Origin of the sequence: Actinobacillus lignieresii (assembly GCF_900444945.1) — a bacterium.
GTDB classification, from domain to species: domain Bacteria; phylum Pseudomonadota; class Gammaproteobacteria; order Enterobacterales; family Pasteurellaceae; genus Actinobacillus; species Actinobacillus lignieresii.
Window position 1 is genome coordinate 381300 of record NZ_UFRM01000001.1, and the last position, 21031, is coordinate 402330.

Here is a 21031-nt window from a genome sequence, read left to right on the forward strand (position 1 = left end):
GACAGCTAAAAATAGCGTAAGGCTATTTTTAGCAGAGAGAGGGGAAAAGTCCCTTTTCTCGATTGAGATCGCAAAAATATTTGAAAAATTATTTTCTACTTTCGCTAAATTATTTAGCGAGGTGGAATATGAAAGAAAAATTACTGCAACGGGCAAAGAAACTTCGCTCTTCAATGACAGAGGAAGAGCAGATGCTTTGGCAAGAATTACGAGCAAAGCGTTTTATTGGAACAAAATTTCGACGTCAGCAAGTAATAGGATTTTATATTGTTGATTTCATTTGTTTTTCAAAAAAATTAATTATTGAATTAGATGGTATTCAACATATAGATCGGCAATCTTATGATGAACAACGAACTAGATATTTAAATCAACAAGGGTTTAAAGTATTACGTTTTTGGAATAGTGAGATTCATAATGATCTAGATCGTGTATTAGATACGATTTTTTATGCGATTGATATGGATTACCCCTCTCTCTGATATTTGCTTCTGGACGAAGCAAATATCGGTCTCTCTCCCACAAGGGGAGAGAGTTAAGGAATACATCATTTTGACCGTAATTTATCACCTCGTTCACAAAGGTGAAAGAGCAATAAAAAAGAGAGATAAAACATAATGGCATTACTTCAAATTGCTGAGCCGGGGCAGACGGCTGCACCGCATCAGCATCGTTTAGCGGTGGGTATTGACCTCGGCACGACCAATTCTTTGGTGGCAAGTGTACGTAGCGGGCAAACGCAGGTGTTGTTAGATGATCAGGAACGTGCGTTAGTGCCGTCAGTCGTTCACTACGGCGAACAACAAAAAACGGTTGGGATGGAAGCATTTGCACAGGCGAGTCTCGATCCGCAAAATACGGTCATTTCGGCGAAACGCTTAATCGGTCGCTCGCTTGCAGACGTACAAACACGTTATCCGGATTTGCCTTATCAATTTATTGCCAGCGATAACGGCTTGCCACTTATTCAAACCAAGCAAGGTAATAAAAGCCCGGTTGAAGTGTCGGCGGATATTTTAAGCCACTTAAATCGCTTTGCCGAACAACGTTTAGGCGGAGAATTATCCGGTGTGGTCATTACCGTGCCGGCGTATTTTGACGATGCACAACGCCAAAGTACTAAAGATGCGGCACGTCTTGCCGGTTTAAACGTATTACGTTTATTAAATGAACCGACGGCAGCGGCGATTGCTTACGGTTTGGATAGCGGACAAGAAGGCGTGATTGCGGTCTATGACTTAGGCGGCGGCACTTTCGATATTTCGATTTTACGCTTAAGTCGCGGCGTATTTGAAGTGTTGGCGACCGGCGGCGATACCGCACTTGGCGGCGATGACTTCGACCATTTACTCGCAGATTGGATTGCACAACAGGCAAATTACCAACCGCAAAATGCTAACGAACAGCGTGAGTTATTAACCCTTGCCACCCAAACTAAAGTAGCACTTTCACAAGCGGTCGAAACCGAAGTGAAATTTGCAAATTGGCAAGGCACGGTAAGCCGTGAGCAATTTAACGAGTTAATTCAACCGTTAGTTAAGCGTTCATTGATGACCTGTCGCCGTGCGTTAAAAGATGCCAGCGTGGAAGGCGAAGAAATCCGTGAAGTAGTGATGGTGGGCGGTTCGACTCGAGTGCCGTTTGTACGTGAACAAGTCGGTGAGTTTTTCGGTAAGCAGCCTTTAACTTCGATTGATCCGGATAAAGTTGTGGCATTAGGGGCGGCGATTCAAGCGGATATTTTAGTCGGTAATAAACCGGACAGCGAAATGCTGCTGTTAGACGTGGTACCGCTTTCTCTCGGTATCGAAACGATGGGCGGTTTAGTTGAGAAAATTATTCCGCGTAACACGACGATTCCGGTTGCACGTGCGCAAGAATTTACTACCGCGAAAGACGGTCAAACCGCAATGAGCGTACATGTGTTACAAGGCGAACGTGAGTTGGTCGAAGATTGTCGTTCACTCGGTCGCTTTACGTTACGAGGCATTCCGCCGATGGTTGCCGGTGCGGCGACGATTCGTGTTACTTATCAAGTGGATGCGGACGGTTTGCTCAGCGTAACGGCAATGGAAAAATCGACTAAAGTGCAGGCTTCGATTCAAATTAAACCGTCTTACGGTTTAACTGACGAAGAAGTTACACAAATGATTAAATCTTCAATGACCAATGCCAAAGAAGATATGGAAGCCCGCCAACTTGCCGAACAGCGAGTTGAAGCGGACAGAACGATTGATACGGTTATTTCGGCATTACAACAAGACGGTGCGGAAGTATTAAGCGTTGAGGAGTTTAAATTAATTGAAGCGGAAATCGCAAAACTGATTCAATTAAAACAAGGGACGGATCGACAAGCGATTGCCCAAGGGGTAAAAGATTTAGATCTCGCCACACAAACATTTGCTGCGAAGCGAATGAATTTATCAATCCAAAAAGCATTAGCGGGTAAAGCCGTTGATGAGATTATTTAGTTTTTATCACTGAAAATACGGAATACTCGGAAAATAGTATTTGCAAAGAATCGGCAAAATCCGACCGCTTGCATTAATTGATTTCCGTGTCTTTCGATGGTAAATCAAAGAGAGGATATTATGCCAAAAGTTGTTTTTCTTCCGCATGAAGAGTTCTGCCCGGAAGGTATGGTGATTGAAGCGCAAACCGGCGACAATTTATTAGAGTTAGCACACAATGCAGGTGTTGAAATTCACCATGCTTGTGACGGTTCTTGTGCGTGTACTACTTGCCATGTGGTAATTCGTGAAGGATTTGATTCATTAAATGAAACGACCGATCAAGAAGAAGATATGCTAGATAAAGCATGGGGTCTGGAAATGGACAGCCGTTTAAGTTGCCAATGTGTGGTTGGTGAAGAAGACTTAGTGGTAGAGATTCCGAAATATAACTTAAATCATGCAAATGAGGTGGCACACTAATGAAATGGTCTGATACACGCATGATTGCGGAAAATCTCTATGATATGAATCCGGATTTAGATCCGACAACGGTTCGTTTTACCGATATGCACAAATGGATCTGCGAAATGGACGATTTTGATGATGATCCGGAAGCGTCAAACGAACAGGTTCTTGAGGCTATCTTGACTATTTGGCTTGAAGAATACAAATAATCTGTAAAAACCTAAAGCGAAAGTTTTAGTTTTTGTTCGCAACTACTTATATTTTTGCATCTGTTTTGCTTGGCATTAGTTGGTTTAAGGTTTTTCGTGAAAAGTGCTTAGATGGCAGAGAATCATCTTTTGGGTAGCTTGAATTACCTAAAATATTGAGATCAAAGATAAAAAAGAAACAGATTTACGTGCTTGAACCAACAGATTTATCACTACACGCCTTTAAAAAAATAACAACGTGAGCTTGCGATTTCCCGCTATGAGATTGCTTACTTAAAAGGTTGAAGGAGCTTGACTGCCAAAAACGACAGCAGAAAAAGGAACCGCCATTCATGCCCTAAAAAAGCACATTCATTAAATGATTTATTGCAAGTGGCTCAAATGGTCAGCTCCCCCTTTTATTATCAAGAGGTTAAACGAAATTATTCTGAAGAAAAAGCAGTGATGTTGAGAGAATAGCGGGATGGTTATCGTGCTTTAACTCTAAAATTGCGTCAAATCGGTGTTAGATTAAATCATACAACTATCTTGAAGCTGAGGAATGTCCAGCAAGATCTATTCTATTGTTCGCAAGAAAAACTTTATTTTTCATTAGCTAATTGAGAAATTATCTCTTATCAGATTGCGACATGTCCCAAATTCCCGATGGTTAAAAAGATGCTAGAACAAGGGCTGAGTCAATTAAAAGCCACGGATGGCCCGATTATTCATTATGCTCAAGGTGTAATGGTACAGCGGCGTGGCGAAATATGTTAGAAGGAAAAGTTATCCAGAGCATGAGTCGATAGCTGTTATAATAATGCGCTAATTGAAAGTTTCTTTGGGATTTTGAAATCAGAATGCTTTTACCATCGCAGTTATACATCGATAGTAGGGCCACAGACCGAGTTGGAAGAATATTTAGTGTATTATTACTAAACTGGATTTAAAAGGACTGGGCCCTGCTCAATCCCGAAGCTCAGCCTTTATAGTTTATTAATCTGTTCAACTTTTTGGGGCAAATCATATCGTTTTTAATTATTAGATTAAAAACGACTTTCGATGATCAGATTCGCATTTTTATCCGTGTAAGCATATAGGCTTGGTAAGTTGCTATGATGTTTAGCATAGCCAAGTTGCAGTTTGGGTGTAAGCCCTAACCAATGCCAATCTCGTTTCCAAAGGGTAAGATTAATGCTGTTCACACGGTCATGGCGAATTTTACCTAGATTAAGTTTGCCACCCAGCACCGCAGTGTCTTTATAATGTCTGTCGGTGTAAGCAAGGGTCAGGCGGCTTGATAATCCAAGTGTTTGCCATTCCTGCTGCCAGCCGAAACGTAAGCTTTTGGTATCAGAACTATGTTGTTTCAATACGGTTTTATCTCGGTTGAAATCGGTACCAATAAAGAAAAACTGTTGCGGATTACGTAGCCAGAGTAGGGTAGCTGAAGCAAGTTTATAGCTGCCATTGTAAATGTGCTGGTCGAAATAGCGTTTTTTCCCATACTCGAATGCAGTAGCAAGTTGCCAGTGAATAGAAAGCCAATATGCATGTTCTAGCCTTAATCCGTTTGTCCAGCGTTCTGATTGATGATGTTTCCAGCGTTTTTCATAAAATGGCAATACGCGGGTGGTTTGGTGTGACTTTTTGTAAGCATAGCCAAACAAAGCGCGATTGGTGATTTCATCGTAGTCATGATTATCCCAATAAAGTTCCCCCTGCGTTTGATTATCGAAACTAAGGTAATGCGAGCCAAGTAGGTTAAAATCTCTTTGTAGTCCAAAAGAATAGTGAATTCCGTGCGCAGTTTGTGGTAACAGGTTAGGCTGTTTCACATAGCCGGTATGCTCAATTTCAGTTTGTTTGGATGTGTTATTGATATTACCATCCCGTACATAGTGGGCAGAGAAATTGAACTTCCAAGCTTGTTTTTTCTCCAGATATTGCTGATACTGTTCAATCAGTTGCTGCACTTTATAAGGTAGGTTTTCGGCACTTTTAGCTTTATCGAATTGTTCACTTGCCGCATTCGTTTGTTGATCATGTAGTAATGCAATTGCCAGTTCAATTCGTACGGTATTTAGTTCAGGTTGTTTAGCAAGAATAGTGCGAAACTTTCGAATAGCTTGTGAATAATTTCCTTTAAGTAGCGCGATTTTACCTTGAGCATAGCGCAATAAAATAGGGTCAATTTGGTTAAAATCTTGATAAATTGTGACTAGTTTTTCCATATTAGTGAGCTGGCGAGTATAGATAGCTTGGCTGAGTAATTTTTCGGTTAATGCCTGATTAGCACGTAATTCAGCTTCGTTAAAAATGTGGCGAGACGATTGTTCCACTGCAAGCTGTAAGGGTGCCGATGTTGGTTTAGCGATATGTTCTATTTGGCTAGGTGTACTATTGGGATCTTGAGCAAAGAGTAATGTCGGAAAAAAAAACAGTAATGGAAATTTCTTCATTTCTTATCCTTAGAAAAAGAAAAGGGCGGTTACCAGCCCTTTTAGCTATGGCGAGCCTATTTTTCAGTTTTCACTGCACCAAATACAGCGTTATATTTAGTTATGTCATTGTTATTAATATCACCTGTTTCATTTTCTAATTCAATAGAACCAACGGCATCGTTAAGCTTTGGACCAGCAAACTCGACAGAGTAGAAGCCTTTCAACGAGTTATTTGCTTTAGCTTCGCCATTAAAGCCAATATGATCCACTAAATAAGTTGCTGGAGCAAGTTTACTTTCTTCAAGCTTAATTTCACCTATAGTTGTACTATTTACTTTCCCACTAAGCTTACTGTCTGTCCAATTATTATCTAAGTGCAAGTTCAAGGTTACATCGCCATCTACTTGTGGAGCAAAGACAACGGTTTCATTGTCAATCTGCTTTTCAATACGTGCAATCACGTTTCCTTGGTAAACAGCATCACCTACAAGCCCATTATTCCATTTGGCAGTTTGACCATTTAATGTATAAACGCCATATTCAGCATAGCTTGCGCCACTTTCTCCTTCGCTAATGATTCTCCTTCCATCTCTTCCTGTGCTGAGTTGTACATGGAAGAGATTGCTGTTATTCGCATCTGTAAATAGTGCTCCATAACTAGAATAAGGCTGATTCACGTACAAGTAGTTGATTTTATTTGAATCCCCAACAATTTTACTATCTTGGTAGATGCCACTATGTTGCCCTAAGTAGTTATTACCTTTTTGATTAAGATTTTTGATAAAAGGGCTACCCTGTTCATTTTGTCCAAGTTCAAAACTAAGAAAATGGTTATATTCTGTCTTCCCAAATTCCTCGCTATTACCAAGAGGTGAATTTTTGCTTTTAGTCAGTGAATCCAGATGATCTTTGCGATATTCACTAATATTGAGCAAACTGCCATTTCGACTTAATGCAACAACTCGCCATGCCTGGCCTTTGCTATCCTCATTAATACCAGAAGCGTACGGTTTATTCTTTGGTATATCAGGTTGTGCGGGTTGTTCTGGTTGAGCAGGTTTTTCTGGTGTAGGAACAATGGGCTCTGGCTGTTTTGGTGTTTCGGCTGGAGTAACCGGTTTAGCCGGTTGCACCGGTTTTGGTAGCTCAGGTTTAGCAGGAATGTTATTGGCTTTATTCGATTCTTCCTTTTTATCCTTTTCCTTTGTGATTTGAATTGGTTGAGGCTCTGAATTTTTTGCTACCACAGATGGACCATGGCTAGATTTACAGCCAGTAATCACAAAAGAAACCGCAATTGCGGCAAGAGTAAGTTTAAATGTAGAACGCATGTTTTATCTCCGTTAAGTTAAATCCATAAAATTTTAATGGATATATTTCCTGCTTGGCAAGAGGGGAAAGATAAAAATATATAATTTTTTTATGGTTATTATTGTCAAGCCTCATATTTTGCAGTAACTTATTAACCATAATTATTTTATGGAGAATAAAATTGTTTAATAAAAAATTACTAGCTGTGTTGATTTCAGCCCAATTTAGCCCGCTTGTTTGGGCAAACAATAACGGTGTTGCAGTGTTAGACGAAGTTTCAGTAGTTGGTAGCACGCCGAGTATTTCGCAAGGAAGTGAAGTTACCTTACTGAAAGTCAGTGATAAAATTATTGCAGGTAAGGAATTTAAAAAGCGCTCAGCAACGCTGGGCAATGCGCTTGCAGCGGAGTTAGGTGTACACAGTAACCCGTTTGGCGGTGGCGCGAGTAAGCCAATTATCCGTGGCCAAGAAGGCGCGAGAATTCGTATTCTGCAAAACGGTTCGGATGTGATTGATATGTCAAACCTATCGCCAGATCATGCGGTGGTTGCCGATTCATTGCTTGCTAAACAGGTAGAAATTTTGCGTGGTTCCAGTACCTTGCTTTATGCCAGCAGTTCACCGGCGGGGATTGTGAACGTGGTAGATAAACGTATTCCAACTGAGATCCCAGAAAAGGGCTATGAGGTGGAACTCAATAGCCGTTTTGATACCGCTGCCAAAGAGAAAGTCGGCGCATTAGGGGCAACCTTTGGTATCGGCAAACATATTGCGGTGCGAGCCGAAGGACTGACCCGCCACAGCGATAACTACCGTGTTCCAGGGATTAATTTAGGTGAACGGTTAAACTATGTCCCGGATACTTATAATAAATCAAAAGTCGGCACGTTAGGGTTATCCTTTGTTGGTGAGCAAGGTTATATCGGTGCGTCATACAGTAAACGGCGGGATAACTATGGCTTACCAGGCCATAACCATAAATTCGATTTCTGTACTGGACATATTTATGGCAATAAACGGGACAAATACGCCTATACCTATCTCTATCCGCATTTGATTGGCGAGGAAAACATTGGGAGCAATCCGCATTTCCACTGTGGAACTGATCATGCAGAAGATGGTACACACAGCCACGATAATCCATTCGGACACGATCACGACCATACACACCCTGGTCCATGGGTTGATTTAGAATCCAAACGATTTGATGTAAAAGCCGAGTTGCGTCAGCCATTCAAAGGTATTGATAAAATTAAAGTAAGCTACGCCGATGCCGATTATTACCATGACGAAAAAGATGCCGGTGTGTTAGCAACACGCTACCATAAACAGCTGAAAAAAGATCAGGATTATGGCAAACCGGTCAATATTTTCAAAAATCGAGGCAAAAATGCCCGCTTGGAAATCTATCATGCACCACTAGGTGGTTTAACCGGTGTATGGGGCGTGCAGTACCAAACTCAGAAGAGCAGCATGCATGCACCGAAAGATCGTGAAGTGAAATTCCCGCTGGTTGAAAACACGAATAAACAGATGAGCCTGTTTGGTATTGAGCAATATATGTGGGATAATTTTGCTCTTGAATTTGCTGGACGAGTAGAAAAGCAGAAGATTGAAATTGAATACGATCGCAATGAAATCAAACGCTTGCAGGATCATTATCGCATTAGTGGTGGTAAACAGGTTGAGCCAGATCTGTCACCTTATAACCAAAACGCTTATGCCTATTCCAGTACGCTAAATTGGTTCTTCCACCCAGATTATCAGCTCTCGTTTACTGCATCGCATAATGAACGTTTCCCAACGCCGATGGAGCTGTATTATCATGGACAGCATATTGCGACTAACTCGTTTGAATACGGCAATAAAGATTTGAAAAAAGAGCAATCTAACAATGTAGAACTAGGCTTAGGTTATCAAACTGAGCGAGTTGGGTACAAAGTGAATGTTTATTACAACCACTTTAAAAACTACATTTACAATGAAAATTTATTCCGTGAAAATCAGTTATTTATGCGTCGTTATAACCAGGCAAAAGCCCGTTTTTACGGCATAGAAGCTGAGGCAAGCTACCGCTTTAACGACAAATACCAAGCCACGATTTTTGGTGATATGGTAAGAGGCTGGCTGACCAATTTACCTCCACTGACGGTAAACAGCGATTACAGCGTATTTAAAGATTATTTACCAAAAGATGCTAAACCAGGTGAAGATTATTTGATTTATCGTGCTGATCAAAATACGCCTCGAACCCCTCCTGTACGACTAGGTTTTCGTTTTAATGCGGAGTTTACCCCAAATTGGTCAGGAGATTTAGAATTGATCCGTACCTTTACTCAACGCCGTACCAGTCAGTTGGAATATATTACGGAAGGTAATACGATGTTAAATATTGGTGTGGCATATAGTAATAAGTGGAAAGATTTGGATTACAAAATCAGTCTAAACGGTACTAATTTACTCAACCAACCGGTCTATATTCACACCTCTTACCACCAATTTGTACCGCAAACGGGACGGAATTTTATATTGGTTGTGAATGTTAAATTCTAAAAACAAGGAGCCTATGAATGATCTGACCCCAAAAAGTTAGACTATTTAATTTAAGGACTGAGTTCTGTATTGTACAGGGTTCAGTCCTTTTAATTTCACTTGAATACGCTCATTGTTGTAATAATGAATGTACTCGTGAATCACTTTCTCAAGTTGTTCGAAAGTGTCAAATCGCTTACCAAAGTAACATTCCGTTTTCAATCGCCCAAAAAAACTTTCCATTGCCCCATTATCCAAACAATTCCCTTTTCTCGACATACTTTGTTTAATATGATGTTTTCTCAGCATTTCTTGATAGTCTGCCATCTGGTATTGCCAGCCTTGGTCGGAATGTAAAATCGGTTTAGCGTCCTTAGGCAGTTTTGCGACCGCTTGCTTTAGCATCCGCATCACTTGCTCAAAGTTCGGGCTTCTTGCTAAATCATAAGCAAGAATTTCACTATTTTTAACGTAATACGACGATAGCCGTAATTGCCATCATTATCCTAATAAATCTCAATCACTTTCTGCCTCATCACTGCATTTTTATCGATTTTAGGCGGTAAGTGATAAAAGAACGTACTACGTTTTAAACCCGTCAAAGGGAGGAGGATTTCTAAGGGAAAATCCACTCGCAACGTTTTTACGATGGCTGCTTTTGCCGCATTTTTTGTTGGTTGAACTCCCGCAGCTTTTTTAGGTAAGCTACCTCCGCTTCCAGCTCTAAAATACGATAACGTAAGCGTTCTTCTTCAGTTTTAGGTGGAGGAGGCATTTTCGGGTATTTCGGTTTCATTGTCGGACGACCTTTTGGTTTGGGTAATAAGCCGTTTATACCTTGTTCTTCAAAGATGTGCAACCATTGGCTAATCGAACCTGAATTAGCAATACCAAAATGAAGGGAGGCGCTTTCCGCAGAAAATTGCCCTTTTTTGACCGCTTGTATGACGGTTAATTTGAATTCGGGGGAATATTTTTGCTTCTTACCCATCACCGCTAGTCCATTGATTCCGTTGTGATTAAATTGAGCAATCCACCGAGTTAAGGTTTTCTTGGATAATTGAAAATGTCGTTGAGTGAATAAACGGTTTTTGTCATTTTGAAGATAAAACTCGATGACTTGTTGTTTGAATAGCGAGTTATATTTAGTCATAAAAATCTGCACCTTAATCCGTTGGAGGTTTAGTCCAACTTTTGGGGGGCAGATCAGAAGGCTCCTTGTTTTATACATTGGGTTTTATTATTTTTATTGCTGTAATTCGCCGCTTATTCAACTCTTCCCTGATTGCTTTTTTTTCAAAACCGTCTTGAATCACTGCTTGTACATCTACTTGGGCTGCTACTTTAAAATACCATTTAGCAAGTTCAGCTTGTGGATATTCCCTATTTTCAAAACCTAATCTGCCACGAGCATCCGCTTCACAAGCGAGTAAAAAATCACAGAAACGTTGCGGTTTACGCCATATATCAAGTGCATTAAATACTTTTAATACGGTTTCCGGACGCAGCTCCGCCATTTTATGGCAGTGGGTGTGGTATTCAGTGACCAAAATGGCGAAATCTTTTACGTCTGTTGACACTTTCAGGCGATTTGAAAGTTCTCTAGCCGGTTTGACACCTTTTACTTCGTGCCCGTAATGATGTGGGAGAATGTCTTTTTCGGTTAACCCTTTGCCTAAATCGTGGCAAAGTGCAGCCCAGAGTAAAGCGGTCGGATTTTCTGCATTTTTTGCAAGTCTTTTGGCTTGCTCAATTACCAGTAAGGTATGAACCCCACTATCAATTTCAGGGTGATGTTGCTCGGGTTGAGGTACACCGAATAAGCGATCGAATTCCGGAAATAATACGGCTAATGCGCCGATTTCTCGTAATACTTCAAAATAGATTTGCGGATTATCCGTTGCAAAGGCTTTTTGAGTTTCTAACCAAACACGCTCGGCGGTAAGGTGTGCCAATTCGCCGCAAGCGGTCATTTCTTGCATTAATTTTACCGTTTCAGGGGCGATCTTAAAGCCAAGCGAATGGAAACGGGCGGCAAAGCGAGCCACTCTTAAAACCCGTAGCGGATCTTCGCTAAATGCCGGTGAAATATGGCGAAGCAGGCGATTGGCTAAATCTTGCTTACCGCAGTAAGGGTCAAAAATTTGACCGCTTGCATCTTGGGCAATCGCATTAATGGTTAAATCTCGGCGGATTAAATCTTGTTCGAGCGTGACATCCGGCGAAAAGTCGCAGAGAAAACCGTTATAACCGACCCCGTTTTTACGTTCTTGGCGGGCAAGCGCATATTCTTCTTTGGTGTCCGGATGTAGAAAAACAGGGAAGTCATTGCCGACTTGCTGATAGCCTTGCGCTAATAATTGTTCGGGCGTTGCGCCGACCACCAGATAATCCCGATCTTTTACCGGTAAGTTTAATAACTGATCACGGACTGCGCCGCCAACGAGATAAATTTGCATAGTGTTGTTACTTTTATGAAAGAGGCTCTACTTTGCAGAATGATAAAAAAATTTGACCGCTTGTGTTGAGTGCAAGCGGTCAAATTTCTAATGGATTTTGCGATTAGGCAACGGTAACCGATTCAATTACTACATCTTCAACCGGTACGTCTTGGTGGAAGCCTTTGTTGCCGGTTTTCACGCCTTTGATTTTATCAACCACGTCCATACCTTCAACCACTTCGCCGAATACCGCATAGCCCCATTCTTGTACGATTTGACGACCAAACATTTCTTTTGAACGATAATCTAAGAAAGTATTGTCCGCTACGTTGATAAAGAACTGTGAGCTTGCCGAATGCGGATCGGACGTGCGCGCCATGGCAAGCGTGCCGCGTTTGTTGCTTAAGAGGTTGTTCGCTTCGTTTTGAATCGGTGCTTTGGTCGCTTTTTCAATTAAACCCGAAGTCATACCGCCGCCTTGAATCATAAAGCCGTCAATCACACGGTGGAAAATTGTGCCGTTATAAAAGCCTTCTTTGCAGTAATCTTCAAAGTTTTTTGCGGTTACCGGTGCTTTTTCAAAGCTAAGTTCGATTTTAATGTCACCGAAATTCGTATGTAATGTAATCATTTGGATTTCCTTATAAAAGAGAAAGGGAAGTTTAGTGTGCTATTATTAAAAAGTTTACGGGAAATTGCAAAAAAATCTCAAAATTAGACCGCTTATTCGCTATACTTCTCAACATTGCGATAACAAATCAGTACAGAGGATACTATGCTCAAAATTTATAACACTTTAAAACGTGAAAAAGAAGAATTTAAACCGATTAACCCGAACCAAGTTGGTATGTATGTCTGCGGCGTTACGGTTTACGATCTCTGTCACTTTGGGCACGGACGTACCTTTGTTTCATTTGACGTGATTGCACGTTATTTACGTTATTTAGGCTATAACTTGCGTTATGTGCGTAACATTACCGATGTGGACGATAAAATCATCAAACGAGCGTTAGAAAATAACGAAACTTGCGATCAATTAGTCGAGCGTATGATTGCTGAAATGCATAAAGATTTTGATGATCTGAATATTCTTCGCCCGGACGTTGAGCCTCGTGCGACCAAACATATCCCGGAAATTGTGGCGATGGTGGAAAAACTGATCGCAAACGGTCACGCTTACGTAGCGGCGGACGGCGACGTGATGTTTGATGTGGAAAGTTTCAAAAAATACGGTGCGTTATCTCGCCAAAATTTAGAACAATTACAAGCCGGCGCACGTGTTGAAATTAAATCGGTGAAGAAAAATCCGATGGACTTCGTGTTATGGAAAATGTCGAAAGAAGGTGAGCCGAGCTGGCAAAGCCCGTGGGGCAACGGTCGCCCGGGTTGGCATATCGAATGTTCGGCAATGAACAGCAAAGAGTTAGGCGAACATTTTGATATTCACGGCGGCGGTTCGGATTTAATGTTCCCACACCACGAAAACGAAATTGCGCAATCTTGCTGCGCACACGGCGGCGATTATGTTAATTACTGGTTACACACCGGTATGCTGACGATTGACGATGAGAAAATGTCAAAATCGCTCGGTAATTTCTTCACGATTCGCACCATGTTAGAAAAATATGAATCGGAAACTTTACGTTATTTCTTCTTAACCGCGCATTATCGTAGCCTATTAAATTACAGCTTAGATAATTTAGATTTGGCACGTTCGGCGTTAGAGCGTTTATATACCTCATTACGCGGTTGCGATTTATCGGTTGAGGTTGCCGGCGGCGAGCAGTATGTCGAAGCGTTTAAAGCGGCAATGGACGATGATTTCAATACACCGGGCGCATTAGCGGTGTTATTTGAAATTGCACGTGAAGTGAATAAACTCAAAACCGAAGATATGGCGAAAGCGAACGGTTTAGCGGTACGTTTAAAAGAATTAGCCGGCGTATTAGGTTTACTCTATCAAGATCCGGAAGCGTTTTTACAAGGCGATACGAACAATGATGAAGTCGCAGAAATTGAAGCGTTAATCAAACAACGCAACGAAGCAAAAGCCGCGAAAAACTGGGCGGTTGCCGATGAAGTGCGTGATAAGCTAAAAGCAATGAATATCGTGCTGGAAGACACGCCAAACGGCACAACGTGGCGTAAAGCATAAGCCTTAGCGATGAAATAGCAAGCGGTTGAATTTGTAAAAAATCTTGCAAATCCAACCGCTTTTTTCGTTCTTAGAATGATTAGTTGCTTTTTTATTCTTTTTTGATATAAAAAAATTAGTTTAGTGAATTGACATAGCAATCTAGACGTCTAAAATAACTAACGAATTTAATTGATAGATAATGTGGATATAGAGTTATGATTCAGCTGAAAAATATCAGCAAACAGTTTGAGGTAAAGGGTAAAAAGATTACCGCCTTAGACAACGTAAACCTTGAGGTGCCGAAGGGAACGATTTACGGCGTTATCGGGGCGAGTGGAGCGGGTAAAAGTACCCTCATTCGCTGTGTGAATTTACTTGAACGTCCGACAATCGGTAGTGTGATTGTGGACGGGCAGGATTTGACCGCAATGTCGGAAAAAGAGTTGATTTTAGCTCGCCGTAATATTGCGATGATTTTCCAGCACTTTAATTTGTTGGCATCACATACGGTATATGAAAATATCGCATTACCGCTTACGTTGAGCAATACGCCGAAAGATCAGATCGAGAAGAAAGTAAACGAATTGATTGAATTGGTCGGCTTAACCGAACGTAAAGACGTTTATCCGAGCAATTTATCCGGCGGTCAGAAGCAACGTGTCGCAATCGCCCGTGCGTTGGCAAGTGATCCGCACGTTTTATTATGCGATGAAGCGACAAGTGCGTTAGATCCGGCGACTACACAATCGATTTTACAGCTATTAAAAGACATTAATAAGCGGTTAGGCTTAACCATTTTATTGATTACCCATGAAATGGAAGTGGTAAAACGTATTTGTGATCGAGTGGCGGTGATCGATAAAGGGCAATTAATTGAAACCGGTTCGGTGAGTGAGATTTTCTCCAATCCGAAAACGGAACTGGCGCAGAAATTTATTCAATCGACATTCCATTACGAATTACCGGCGGAATATACCGAGCAACTTTCCGAACATCCGACACCGAACGGTAAACCGATTATTAAATTTGAATTTACCGGTCGTTCGGTGGATGCGCCGTTACTTTCCATCGTATCGAAAAAATTTGGCATTGATTTCAGTATTTTAATGTCGCAAATCGATTATGCGGGTGGGGTAAAATTCGGTTTTGTGATTGCGGAAGTGACCGGTAATAACGATTCGATTGCAGAAGCGAAATTCTATTTGATTGATAATAAAGTAAAAGTGGAGGTGCTTGGTTATGTGGGATAGCTTTATGCAAGAACTCACACCTCAAATGTGGGGCTTAGTTGGCACTTCAACGCTTGAAACGCTCTATATGGGCTTTGCGGCGACTTTACTTGCCGTGGTAGTCGGTTTGCCGATCGGTTTTCTGGCATTTTTAACCGGTAAAGGAGAGATTTTAGAGAATCCGCGTTTACATCAAGTATTAGATGTGATTATTAATATCGGTCGTTCCGTACCGTTTATTATTTTGTTAGTCGTGTTGTTACCTTTTACCCGTTTATTAGTGGGGACAACGCTCGGTACAACGGCGGCGATTGTGCCGTTAAGCGTTTCGGCAATTCCGTTTTTTGCGCGTTTAACTTCCAATGCGTTATTAGAAATTCCGGCGGGTTTAACCGAAGCGGCGAAATCGATGGGCGCAACGAATTGGCAAGTGGTCAGTAAATTTTATCTACCGGAATCACTGCCGATTTTAATCAATGGTATCACATTAACTTTAGTCGCTTTAATCGGTTATTCGGCAATGGCGGGTGCGGTCGGCGGCGGCGGTTTGGGTAACCTTGCCATCAGTTACGGTGAACACCGAAATATGGTCTATGTAAAATGGATTTCAACAATTATTATCGTAGCGATTGTGATGATCAGCCAAAAAATCGGTGATGATCTTGCAAAACGTTACGATCATCGTTAAACACAACATTAAAAGGGGTCTTCCTATGAATTTTAAGAAAGTATTGGGTGTGGCGTTAGTGTCGGCTTTGGCATTAACCGGTTGTAAAGAAGAGAAGAAAGCGGATGCGCCTGCGGCACAAGCAGCTTCAAAAATTAAAGTCGGCGTAATGTCCGGTCCGGAACATACCGTTGCGGAAAAAGCGGCGCAAGTAGCTAAACAAAAATACGGTTTAGACGTTGAATTCGTATTATTCAATGACTATGCGCTACCGAATACGGCGGTAAGCAAAGGCGATTTAGATGCGAACGCTTTCCAGCACAAACCGTATTTAGATAAAGACAGCCAATCAAAAGGCTTAACTAACCTTGAAATCGTCGGTAATACTTTCGTATTCCCGCTTGCCGGTTATTCTAAAAAAATTAAAAACGTTGCTGAGCTAGCGGAAGGCGCGGTAGTTGCAGTACCTAACGACCCTTCAAACCTTGCGCGCGCATTAATCCTTTTAGAGAAACAAGGCTTAATTAAGTTAAAAGACAATACCAACCTGTTCTCAACCACATTAGATATTGTTGAAAATCCGAAAAAATTAAACATTAAAGAAGTAGATACTTCAGTAGCGGCCAAAGCGTTAGATGATGTGGATTTAGCGGTGGTAAACAATACTTACGCAGGTCAAGTCGGTTTAAGTGCGAATGACGGTATTTTTGTAGAAGATAAAGATTCTCCGTATGTAAATATCATTGTGGCGCGTAAAGACAACAAAGACAGCGAAGCGGTGAAAAACTTTGTGAAATCATTCCAAACCGAAGAAGTGTTCGGCGAAGCGCAAAAACACTTTAAAGACGGTGTGGTAAAAGGTTGGTAATCATTCGTTGATTACAAGTATCGTTAAACAAGCGGTGAAATTTAAACTAAATTTTGCAAAAGTATAGGAAAATTTTACCGCTTGTTTTTTATCCAGATTAAGAGGTTTTATCTATGAATTTAAAGAAATTATTCGGCTTAGTCGTTGTTTCGGCGTTAGCATTAACCGGTTGTAAAGAAGAGAAAGCGGCAGATACGGCGAAAGCAGAAGCAAGAACATTAACCGTTGGCGTGATGCAAGGCCCTGAAGCGCAAGTAAACGAAGTAGCGGCACGTATCGCTAAAGAAAAATATAACTTAGATGTGAAGTTGGTTGAATTTAGTGAATATACTCAACCGAACTACGCATTAAGCCACGGCGATTTGGATGTGAATGCGTTCCAATCCGTACCGTTCTTTGAACGCGAAATGAAAGAGAAAGGCTATAAATTTGTTGCGCAAGCAAATACCTTTGTGTTTCCAATTGCAGGCTACTCTAAAACGGTTAAAGCGATTGCCGATTTAAAAGAAGGTGCCAAAATTGCGATTTCAAATGAGTTAAGTACGGCGGGTCGTTCCTTACTCTTGTTACAAGCAAACGGCGTGATCAAATTAAAAGATCCGACAAATCTTTATGCAACGGAAGTGGATATTGTTGAAAATCCGAAGAATGTCAAAATCAGCCAAATTGATACGGCATTATTAACACGCGCGTTAGACGATGTGGATCTCGCAATTATTAACAATAACTATGCCGGTCAAGCGGGTCTAACACCGGAAAAAGACGGTGTGATTGTGGAAGCGAAAGATTCTCCGTATGTGAATTTGATCGTGTCTCGTGAAGACAACAAAGACAATCCGGCAATTAAAGACTTTATCAAAGCGTTCCAAACCGAAGAAGTGTACCAAGAAGCACTTAAACACTTCCCGGGCGGTATTGTAAAAGGCTGGTAATAAACGATAAGCGGTAAAATTTTGTAGGTTTTTTGCAAAAAATTACCGCTTATTTTATTCCTTAAGCGTATCAATCACACATTTCAATGCAGGCGAAATATTTCGGTGCGGATAATAAAGATGAAAACCAGTAAATGTATAGCTAAACTCACTTAATACTTGAATTAGCTCACCTTTTTCCAATTCTTTTTGAACCGAATCTTTACAAATATAACCTAGTCCCAATCCTAACTTTGCTGCATCTCGAATCGAATAATCATTAGAAAATGTCCACTGTCCTTGTGTTTTAATTTGAACGTGCTCGTGATTGACGATGAAGTCCCAGTGATACATCGCACCACTCGCATAACGATAATTTAAGCATTGATGATGAGCTAAATCAGAAGGTGTTCTTGGAAATCCGTGAGTATGAAAATAATCAGGTGATCCAATAACCGCCATTTCTTCATCGTTACTAATTCTGACTGCAATCATTCCTTCAGCAACTAAATCGCCAAAGCGAACACCAGCATCAAACTGCTCGGAAATAATGTCGGAAAATGCAGTATCGCTGATTAATTCGAGTTGAATCTCAGGATATCGTGTTTGAAATTTAGCAAGTTTAGGTAATAACACTTTATCAATCGCATATTGTGAAGCAGTGATTCTTACCTGTCCAGAAGGTGTTTGACGGTAATGTCCCAGCATCGCTAATTCGTGATCGAGTTTAGAAAATGTTTGTTCAGCGGTTTGAAAAAGCTGGTTACCAGCGTGAGTGAGTGATAATCGGCGAGTGGTTCGGGCGAAGAGTTGTACGCCTAAACGAGATTCCAGCTGTTTAATGGTACGGCTTAACGCAGATTGTGAGATGCCAAGTTTAGTCGCTGCTTTGGTGAAATTCTGTTCCCGTGCAACACATAAAAACGCATACAGATCGTTATAGTTTTCTCGTTGAAGCATAATATCAATCTTGTGGTAAAAAATGGGAGAAATTTAACCGCTATTTTACCTGATTTAGAACCTGAGTGAATAAATGTTATTGAATTTTTGGTCATTATCATTTGAATGGAAATTTTTATAATGTACACATCTTTTGAAATGATTAATGAGGAAAGCAAATGAAAATTCGTACTAAATTAACCGCACTTTCTAGTGCGCTTTTACTTAGTTCTACATTCATCGGAGGCAATGCTATGGCAAATTTACCGCAATCAGCAACAATGATTGAAGTCCCAACTCAAACCGTTCAACTGACTCAAGAATGGGATAAGATTTTTCCAAAGTCAGATAAAGTGGAACACCGCAAAGTAACTTTTAAAAATCGTTATGGTATTACTTTGGTTGGTGACTTGTATGTACCGAAAGGTGCGACAGGTAAATTACCTGCGATTGCGGTAAGCGGACCATTTGGTGCGGTAAAAGAACAAACATCGGGGCTGTATGCGCAACATATGACAGAGCGAGGTTTTATTACCGTAGCATTTGATGGTTCGTACACTGGGGAAAGCTCAGGTTTACCACGTAATGTACCTTCTCCTGAAATTAACACAGAGGATTTTTCAGCAGCAGTAGATTTTCTGGGTTCACTGGAAAATGTAGATCGTGAGAAAATCGGTATTTTAGGTATTTGTGGTTGGGGTGGTTTCGCATTAAATGCGGCAATTTCGGATACTCGTGTAAAAGCGGTTGCAGTAAGTACAATGTATGATATGACTCGTGTTAATGCGAATGGTTACGAAATCAAACTTGATCCGAAAGGGCAGTATGATCGAGTGCCAGCACAAACTGCAGAGGAACGCTATAAAATGAAAGAGGGATTAAATAACGCCCGTTGGGAAGCAATGAAAGACGGTTATGCAACGTTATTGCCTGCGAACAATCTCGATCCGAAAAAAGACATTATGGCTAAAACACCAAAATTCTTTGCGGAATATGCGAATTTCTACCGAACTGAACGAGGTTTTCATCCACGTTCAGTAAATTCGAACCCTGAACATTCTTGGATGACAACTGCATTTTTACCATTAATCAATATGCCGATTTTGAAATATGCTGCAGAGTTAAAAGCACCAGCGCTAGTGGTTCACGGTGAAAAAGCGCATTCTCGTTATTTTGGTGAAGATGCATTCAAAGCTTTAGGTAGTAAAAATAAAGAGCTTGTTATTGTAGAAGGGGCTTCTCATACAGATTTATATGATGATGTAGCAGGTAAAATTCCATACGATAAATTTGAACAATTCTTCAAAACTAACCTGAAATAAGAACAAGCGGTCAAATTTCGCTAAATTTTTGCAAAAAAAGAGGGGAATTTGACCGCCTGTCTTTTTGAAAATTAGAGAACAAAAATGCAATATGCTATTGATTTACCTATCGATAAGTTGATTCCTCAAGGAAGCCAAATTTTTGAAGATATTCATCGAATTGTAGCGGAAAATGCTTATAAAATTGCCGAATTATCAGGAAAGTTTCAAACACAAGCAGACATTCAACGTCTATTAAGCGAGATTACCCAATCGCATATTGATGAAACTTTACACGTTAATTTGCCGTTATATTGTGATTTTGGTCGTCATCTTCGCATCGGCAAAAATGTATTTATTAATACCGCTTGTATGTTTACCGACTTGGGGGGAATTACACTTGAAGATAATGTTTTGCTTGCCCCAAGAGTGAATATTATTACAGTTAATCATCCAACGAATCCGCAAACTCGTCGTGGCGTAATCGCTAAACCTGTGCTGATTAAGCAAAATGTTTGGATTGGCGCAGGCGCAACGGTTTTAGCCGGTGTTACGATCGGTGAGAATGCGATTGTTGCAGCTGGTAGTGTCGTGACTAAAGATGTGCCGGCAAATACGATTGTTGCCGGTGTACCGGCTAAAATCGTTAAAATAATTGATGAGGTTAGCAATGAAAATTAGGCTTCTGATTGGGTTGATTTTCAGTTTATGTTTTAGTCCGTTTTTACAAGGGAAAACGATGCAAATTAAGATAGGACAACAAATTTTCGAAGCAAAATTAGCCGATACCGAGGCTGCACAGCAACTTACAGAATTGTTACCTTTAACATTAGAAATGCAAGACCGCCTACGCAATGAAAAATTTGCAGAATTATCTCAAAATTTGACCGCTTATGATCAGGCAGTCGGCTCAATTCAAACAGGCGATATTTTACTTTGGCAGGGGAATACATTAGTGATTTTTTATGAGCGTTTTGATACGCCTTATCGCTATACTAACATTGGCAAAATTCATAATGTGAGCGGATTAAAAGAGGCGTTAGGGAAGGGGAGCATAAAGGTTTTTTTTGAGAATTAACCGTAATACGTGAACGTCATATATTTCAAATAGCTAAAGAAGAAAGCCTTTAAAACTTTCTTCTTT

General features: G+C 40.7%; 19 protein-coding genes and 1 pseudogene. 14 read left to right on the forward strand and 6 right to left on the reverse strand.

Annotation, left to right across the window (positions count from 1 at the left end; translation table 11 throughout):
* Positions 1–128: 128 nt before the first annotated feature.
* The 5 genes from DY200_RS01715 to DY200_RS10885 all read left to right on the forward strand — a co-directional run bounded on the left by DY200_RS01715 (position 129) and on the right by DY200_RS10885 (position 4045).
* Entirely contained in the window at positions 129–482 is a 354-nt protein-coding gene (locus DY200_RS01715; RefSeq protein ID WP_115586680.1) for an endonuclease domain-containing protein, read from the forward strand.
* 135 nt (positions 483–617) lie between these two features.
* Positions 618–2471: a Fe-S protein assembly chaperone HscA gene (gene hscA / locus DY200_RS01720; RefSeq protein WP_115586681.1), complete on the forward strand. Its 1854-nt coding sequence runs from the start codon at positions 618–620 to the stop codon at positions 2469–2471.
* Between the two features lie 120 nt (positions 2472–2591).
* The gene (gene fdx / locus DY200_RS01725; RefSeq protein WP_005619225.1) at positions 2592–2933 is read left to right on the forward strand and encodes an ISC system 2Fe-2S type ferredoxin; all 342 of its coding nucleotides are present in this window, start codon (positions 2592–2594) and stop codon (positions 2931–2933) included.
* Complete coding sequence (gene iscX, locus DY200_RS01730) at positions 2933–3127, forward strand: Fe-S cluster assembly protein IscX (protein ID WP_005619222.1); 195 nt, start codon at positions 2933–2935, stop codon at positions 3125–3127. Before fdx ends, iscX begins: the two co-directional genes overlap by 1 nt.
* 807 nt (positions 3128–3934) lie before the next feature.
* Positions 3935–4045, forward strand: coding sequence for an IS3 family transposase (locus DY200_RS10885; protein ID WP_115586682.1), 111 nt, complete (start codon positions 3935–3937; stop codon positions 4043–4045).
* A gap of 107 nt (positions 4046–4152) precedes the next feature.
* On the opposite strand, the gene DY200_RS01745 is transcribed toward DY200_RS10885, so the two are convergent.
* Positions 4153–5568, reverse strand: a complete 1416-nt coding sequence (locus DY200_RS01745) for a surface lipoprotein assembly modifier (RefSeq protein ID WP_115586683.1) — start codon at positions 5566–5568, stop codon at positions 4153–4155.
* A 56-nt stretch (positions 5569–5624) separates the two neighbouring features.
* A complete protein-coding gene (locus DY200_RS01750) occupies positions 5625–6881 on the reverse strand; it encodes a hypothetical protein (protein ID WP_115586684.1) in 1257 nt (418 codons plus the stop codon).
* A 161-nt stretch (positions 6882–7042) separates the two neighbouring features.
* On the opposite strand from DY200_RS01750, the gene DY200_RS01755 reads away from it, so the two are divergent.
* Positions 7043–9415, forward strand: a complete 2373-nt coding sequence (locus DY200_RS01755) for a TonB-dependent receptor (protein ID WP_115586685.1) — start codon at positions 7043–7045, stop codon at positions 9413–9415.
* Positions 9416–9460: 45 nt separating this feature from the next.
* Here DY200_RS01755 and DY200_RS01760 read toward each other — a convergent pair.
* The 3 genes and pseudogenes from DY200_RS01760 to DY200_RS01770 form a co-directional block, all read right to left on the reverse strand.
* Positions 9461–10547, reverse strand: a pseudogene (locus DY200_RS01760) (IS3 family transposase).
* 70 nt (positions 10548–10617) lie between these two features.
* Complete coding sequence (locus tag DY200_RS01765) at positions 10618–11853, reverse strand: multifunctional CCA addition/repair protein (RefSeq protein WP_115586686.1); 1236 nt, start codon at positions 11851–11853, stop codon at positions 10618–10620.
* 103 nt (positions 11854–11956) lie between these two features.
* On the reverse strand, positions 11957–12466 hold the full coding sequence (locus DY200_RS01770) for a peptidylprolyl isomerase (RefSeq protein ID WP_115586687.1): 510 nt from the start codon (positions 12464–12466) through the stop codon (positions 11957–11959).
* Between the two features lie 144 nt (positions 12467–12610).
* Between DY200_RS01770 and cysS the strand changes: the two genes are divergently transcribed.
* The 5 genes from cysS to DY200_RS01800 all read left to right on the forward strand — a co-directional run bounded on the left by cysS (position 12611) and on the right by DY200_RS01800 (position 17668).
* Positions 12611–13990: a cysteine--tRNA ligase gene (cysS, locus tag DY200_RS01775; RefSeq protein WP_115586688.1), complete on the forward strand. Its 1380-nt coding sequence runs from the start codon at positions 12611–12613 to the stop codon at positions 13988–13990.
* A gap of 197 nt (positions 13991–14187) precedes the next feature.
* Positions 14188–15222 (forward strand): methionine ABC transporter ATP-binding protein MetN, encoded by a 1035-nt coding sequence (gene metN / locus DY200_RS01785; RefSeq protein ID WP_115586689.1) that lies wholly within the window; start codon positions 14188–14190, stop codon positions 15220–15222.
* Complete coding sequence (locus tag DY200_RS01790) at positions 15212–15889, forward strand: methionine ABC transporter permease (protein WP_005597560.1); 678 nt, start codon at positions 15212–15214, stop codon at positions 15887–15889. The genes metN and DY200_RS01790 overlap by 11 nt, the downstream gene beginning before the upstream one ends.
* 25 nt (positions 15890–15914) lie before the next feature.
* Positions 15915–16736, forward strand: coding sequence for a MetQ/NlpA family lipoprotein (locus tag DY200_RS01795; protein ID WP_115586690.1), 822 nt, complete (start codon positions 15915–15917; stop codon positions 16734–16736).
* A 113-nt stretch (positions 16737–16849) separates the two neighbouring features.
* Positions 16850–17668 (forward strand): MetQ/NlpA family ABC transporter substrate-binding protein, encoded by an 819-nt coding sequence (locus DY200_RS01800; protein ID WP_005601246.1) that lies wholly within the window; start codon positions 16850–16852, stop codon positions 17666–17668.
* Between the two features lie 54 nt (positions 17669–17722).
* On the opposite strand, the gene DY200_RS01805 is transcribed toward DY200_RS01800, so the two are convergent.
* Entirely contained in the window at positions 17723–18607 is an 885-nt protein-coding gene (locus DY200_RS01805) for a LysR family transcriptional regulator (protein ID WP_115586691.1), read from the reverse strand.
* Positions 18608–18765: 158 nt separating this feature from the next.
* Here DY200_RS01805 and DY200_RS01810 point away from each other — a divergent pair, with 158 nt between their 5' ends.
* From DY200_RS01810 to DY200_RS01820, 3 genes are all read left to right on the forward strand, one after another.
* Complete coding sequence (locus DY200_RS01810; protein ID WP_115586692.1) at positions 18766–19908, forward strand: alpha/beta hydrolase; 1143 nt, start codon at positions 18766–18768, stop codon at positions 19906–19908.
* Positions 19909–19992: 84 nt separating this feature from the next.
* Positions 19993–20568 (forward strand): sugar O-acetyltransferase, encoded by a 576-nt coding sequence (locus DY200_RS01815; protein WP_115586693.1) that lies wholly within the window; start codon positions 19993–19995, stop codon positions 20566–20568.
* Positions 20569–20626: 58 nt separating this feature from the next.
* Entirely contained in the window at positions 20627–20965 is a 339-nt protein-coding gene (locus tag DY200_RS01820; RefSeq protein ID WP_115587959.1) for a cyclophilin-like fold protein, read from the forward strand.
* The last annotated feature ends 66 nt before the right edge of the window (positions 20966–21031 follow it).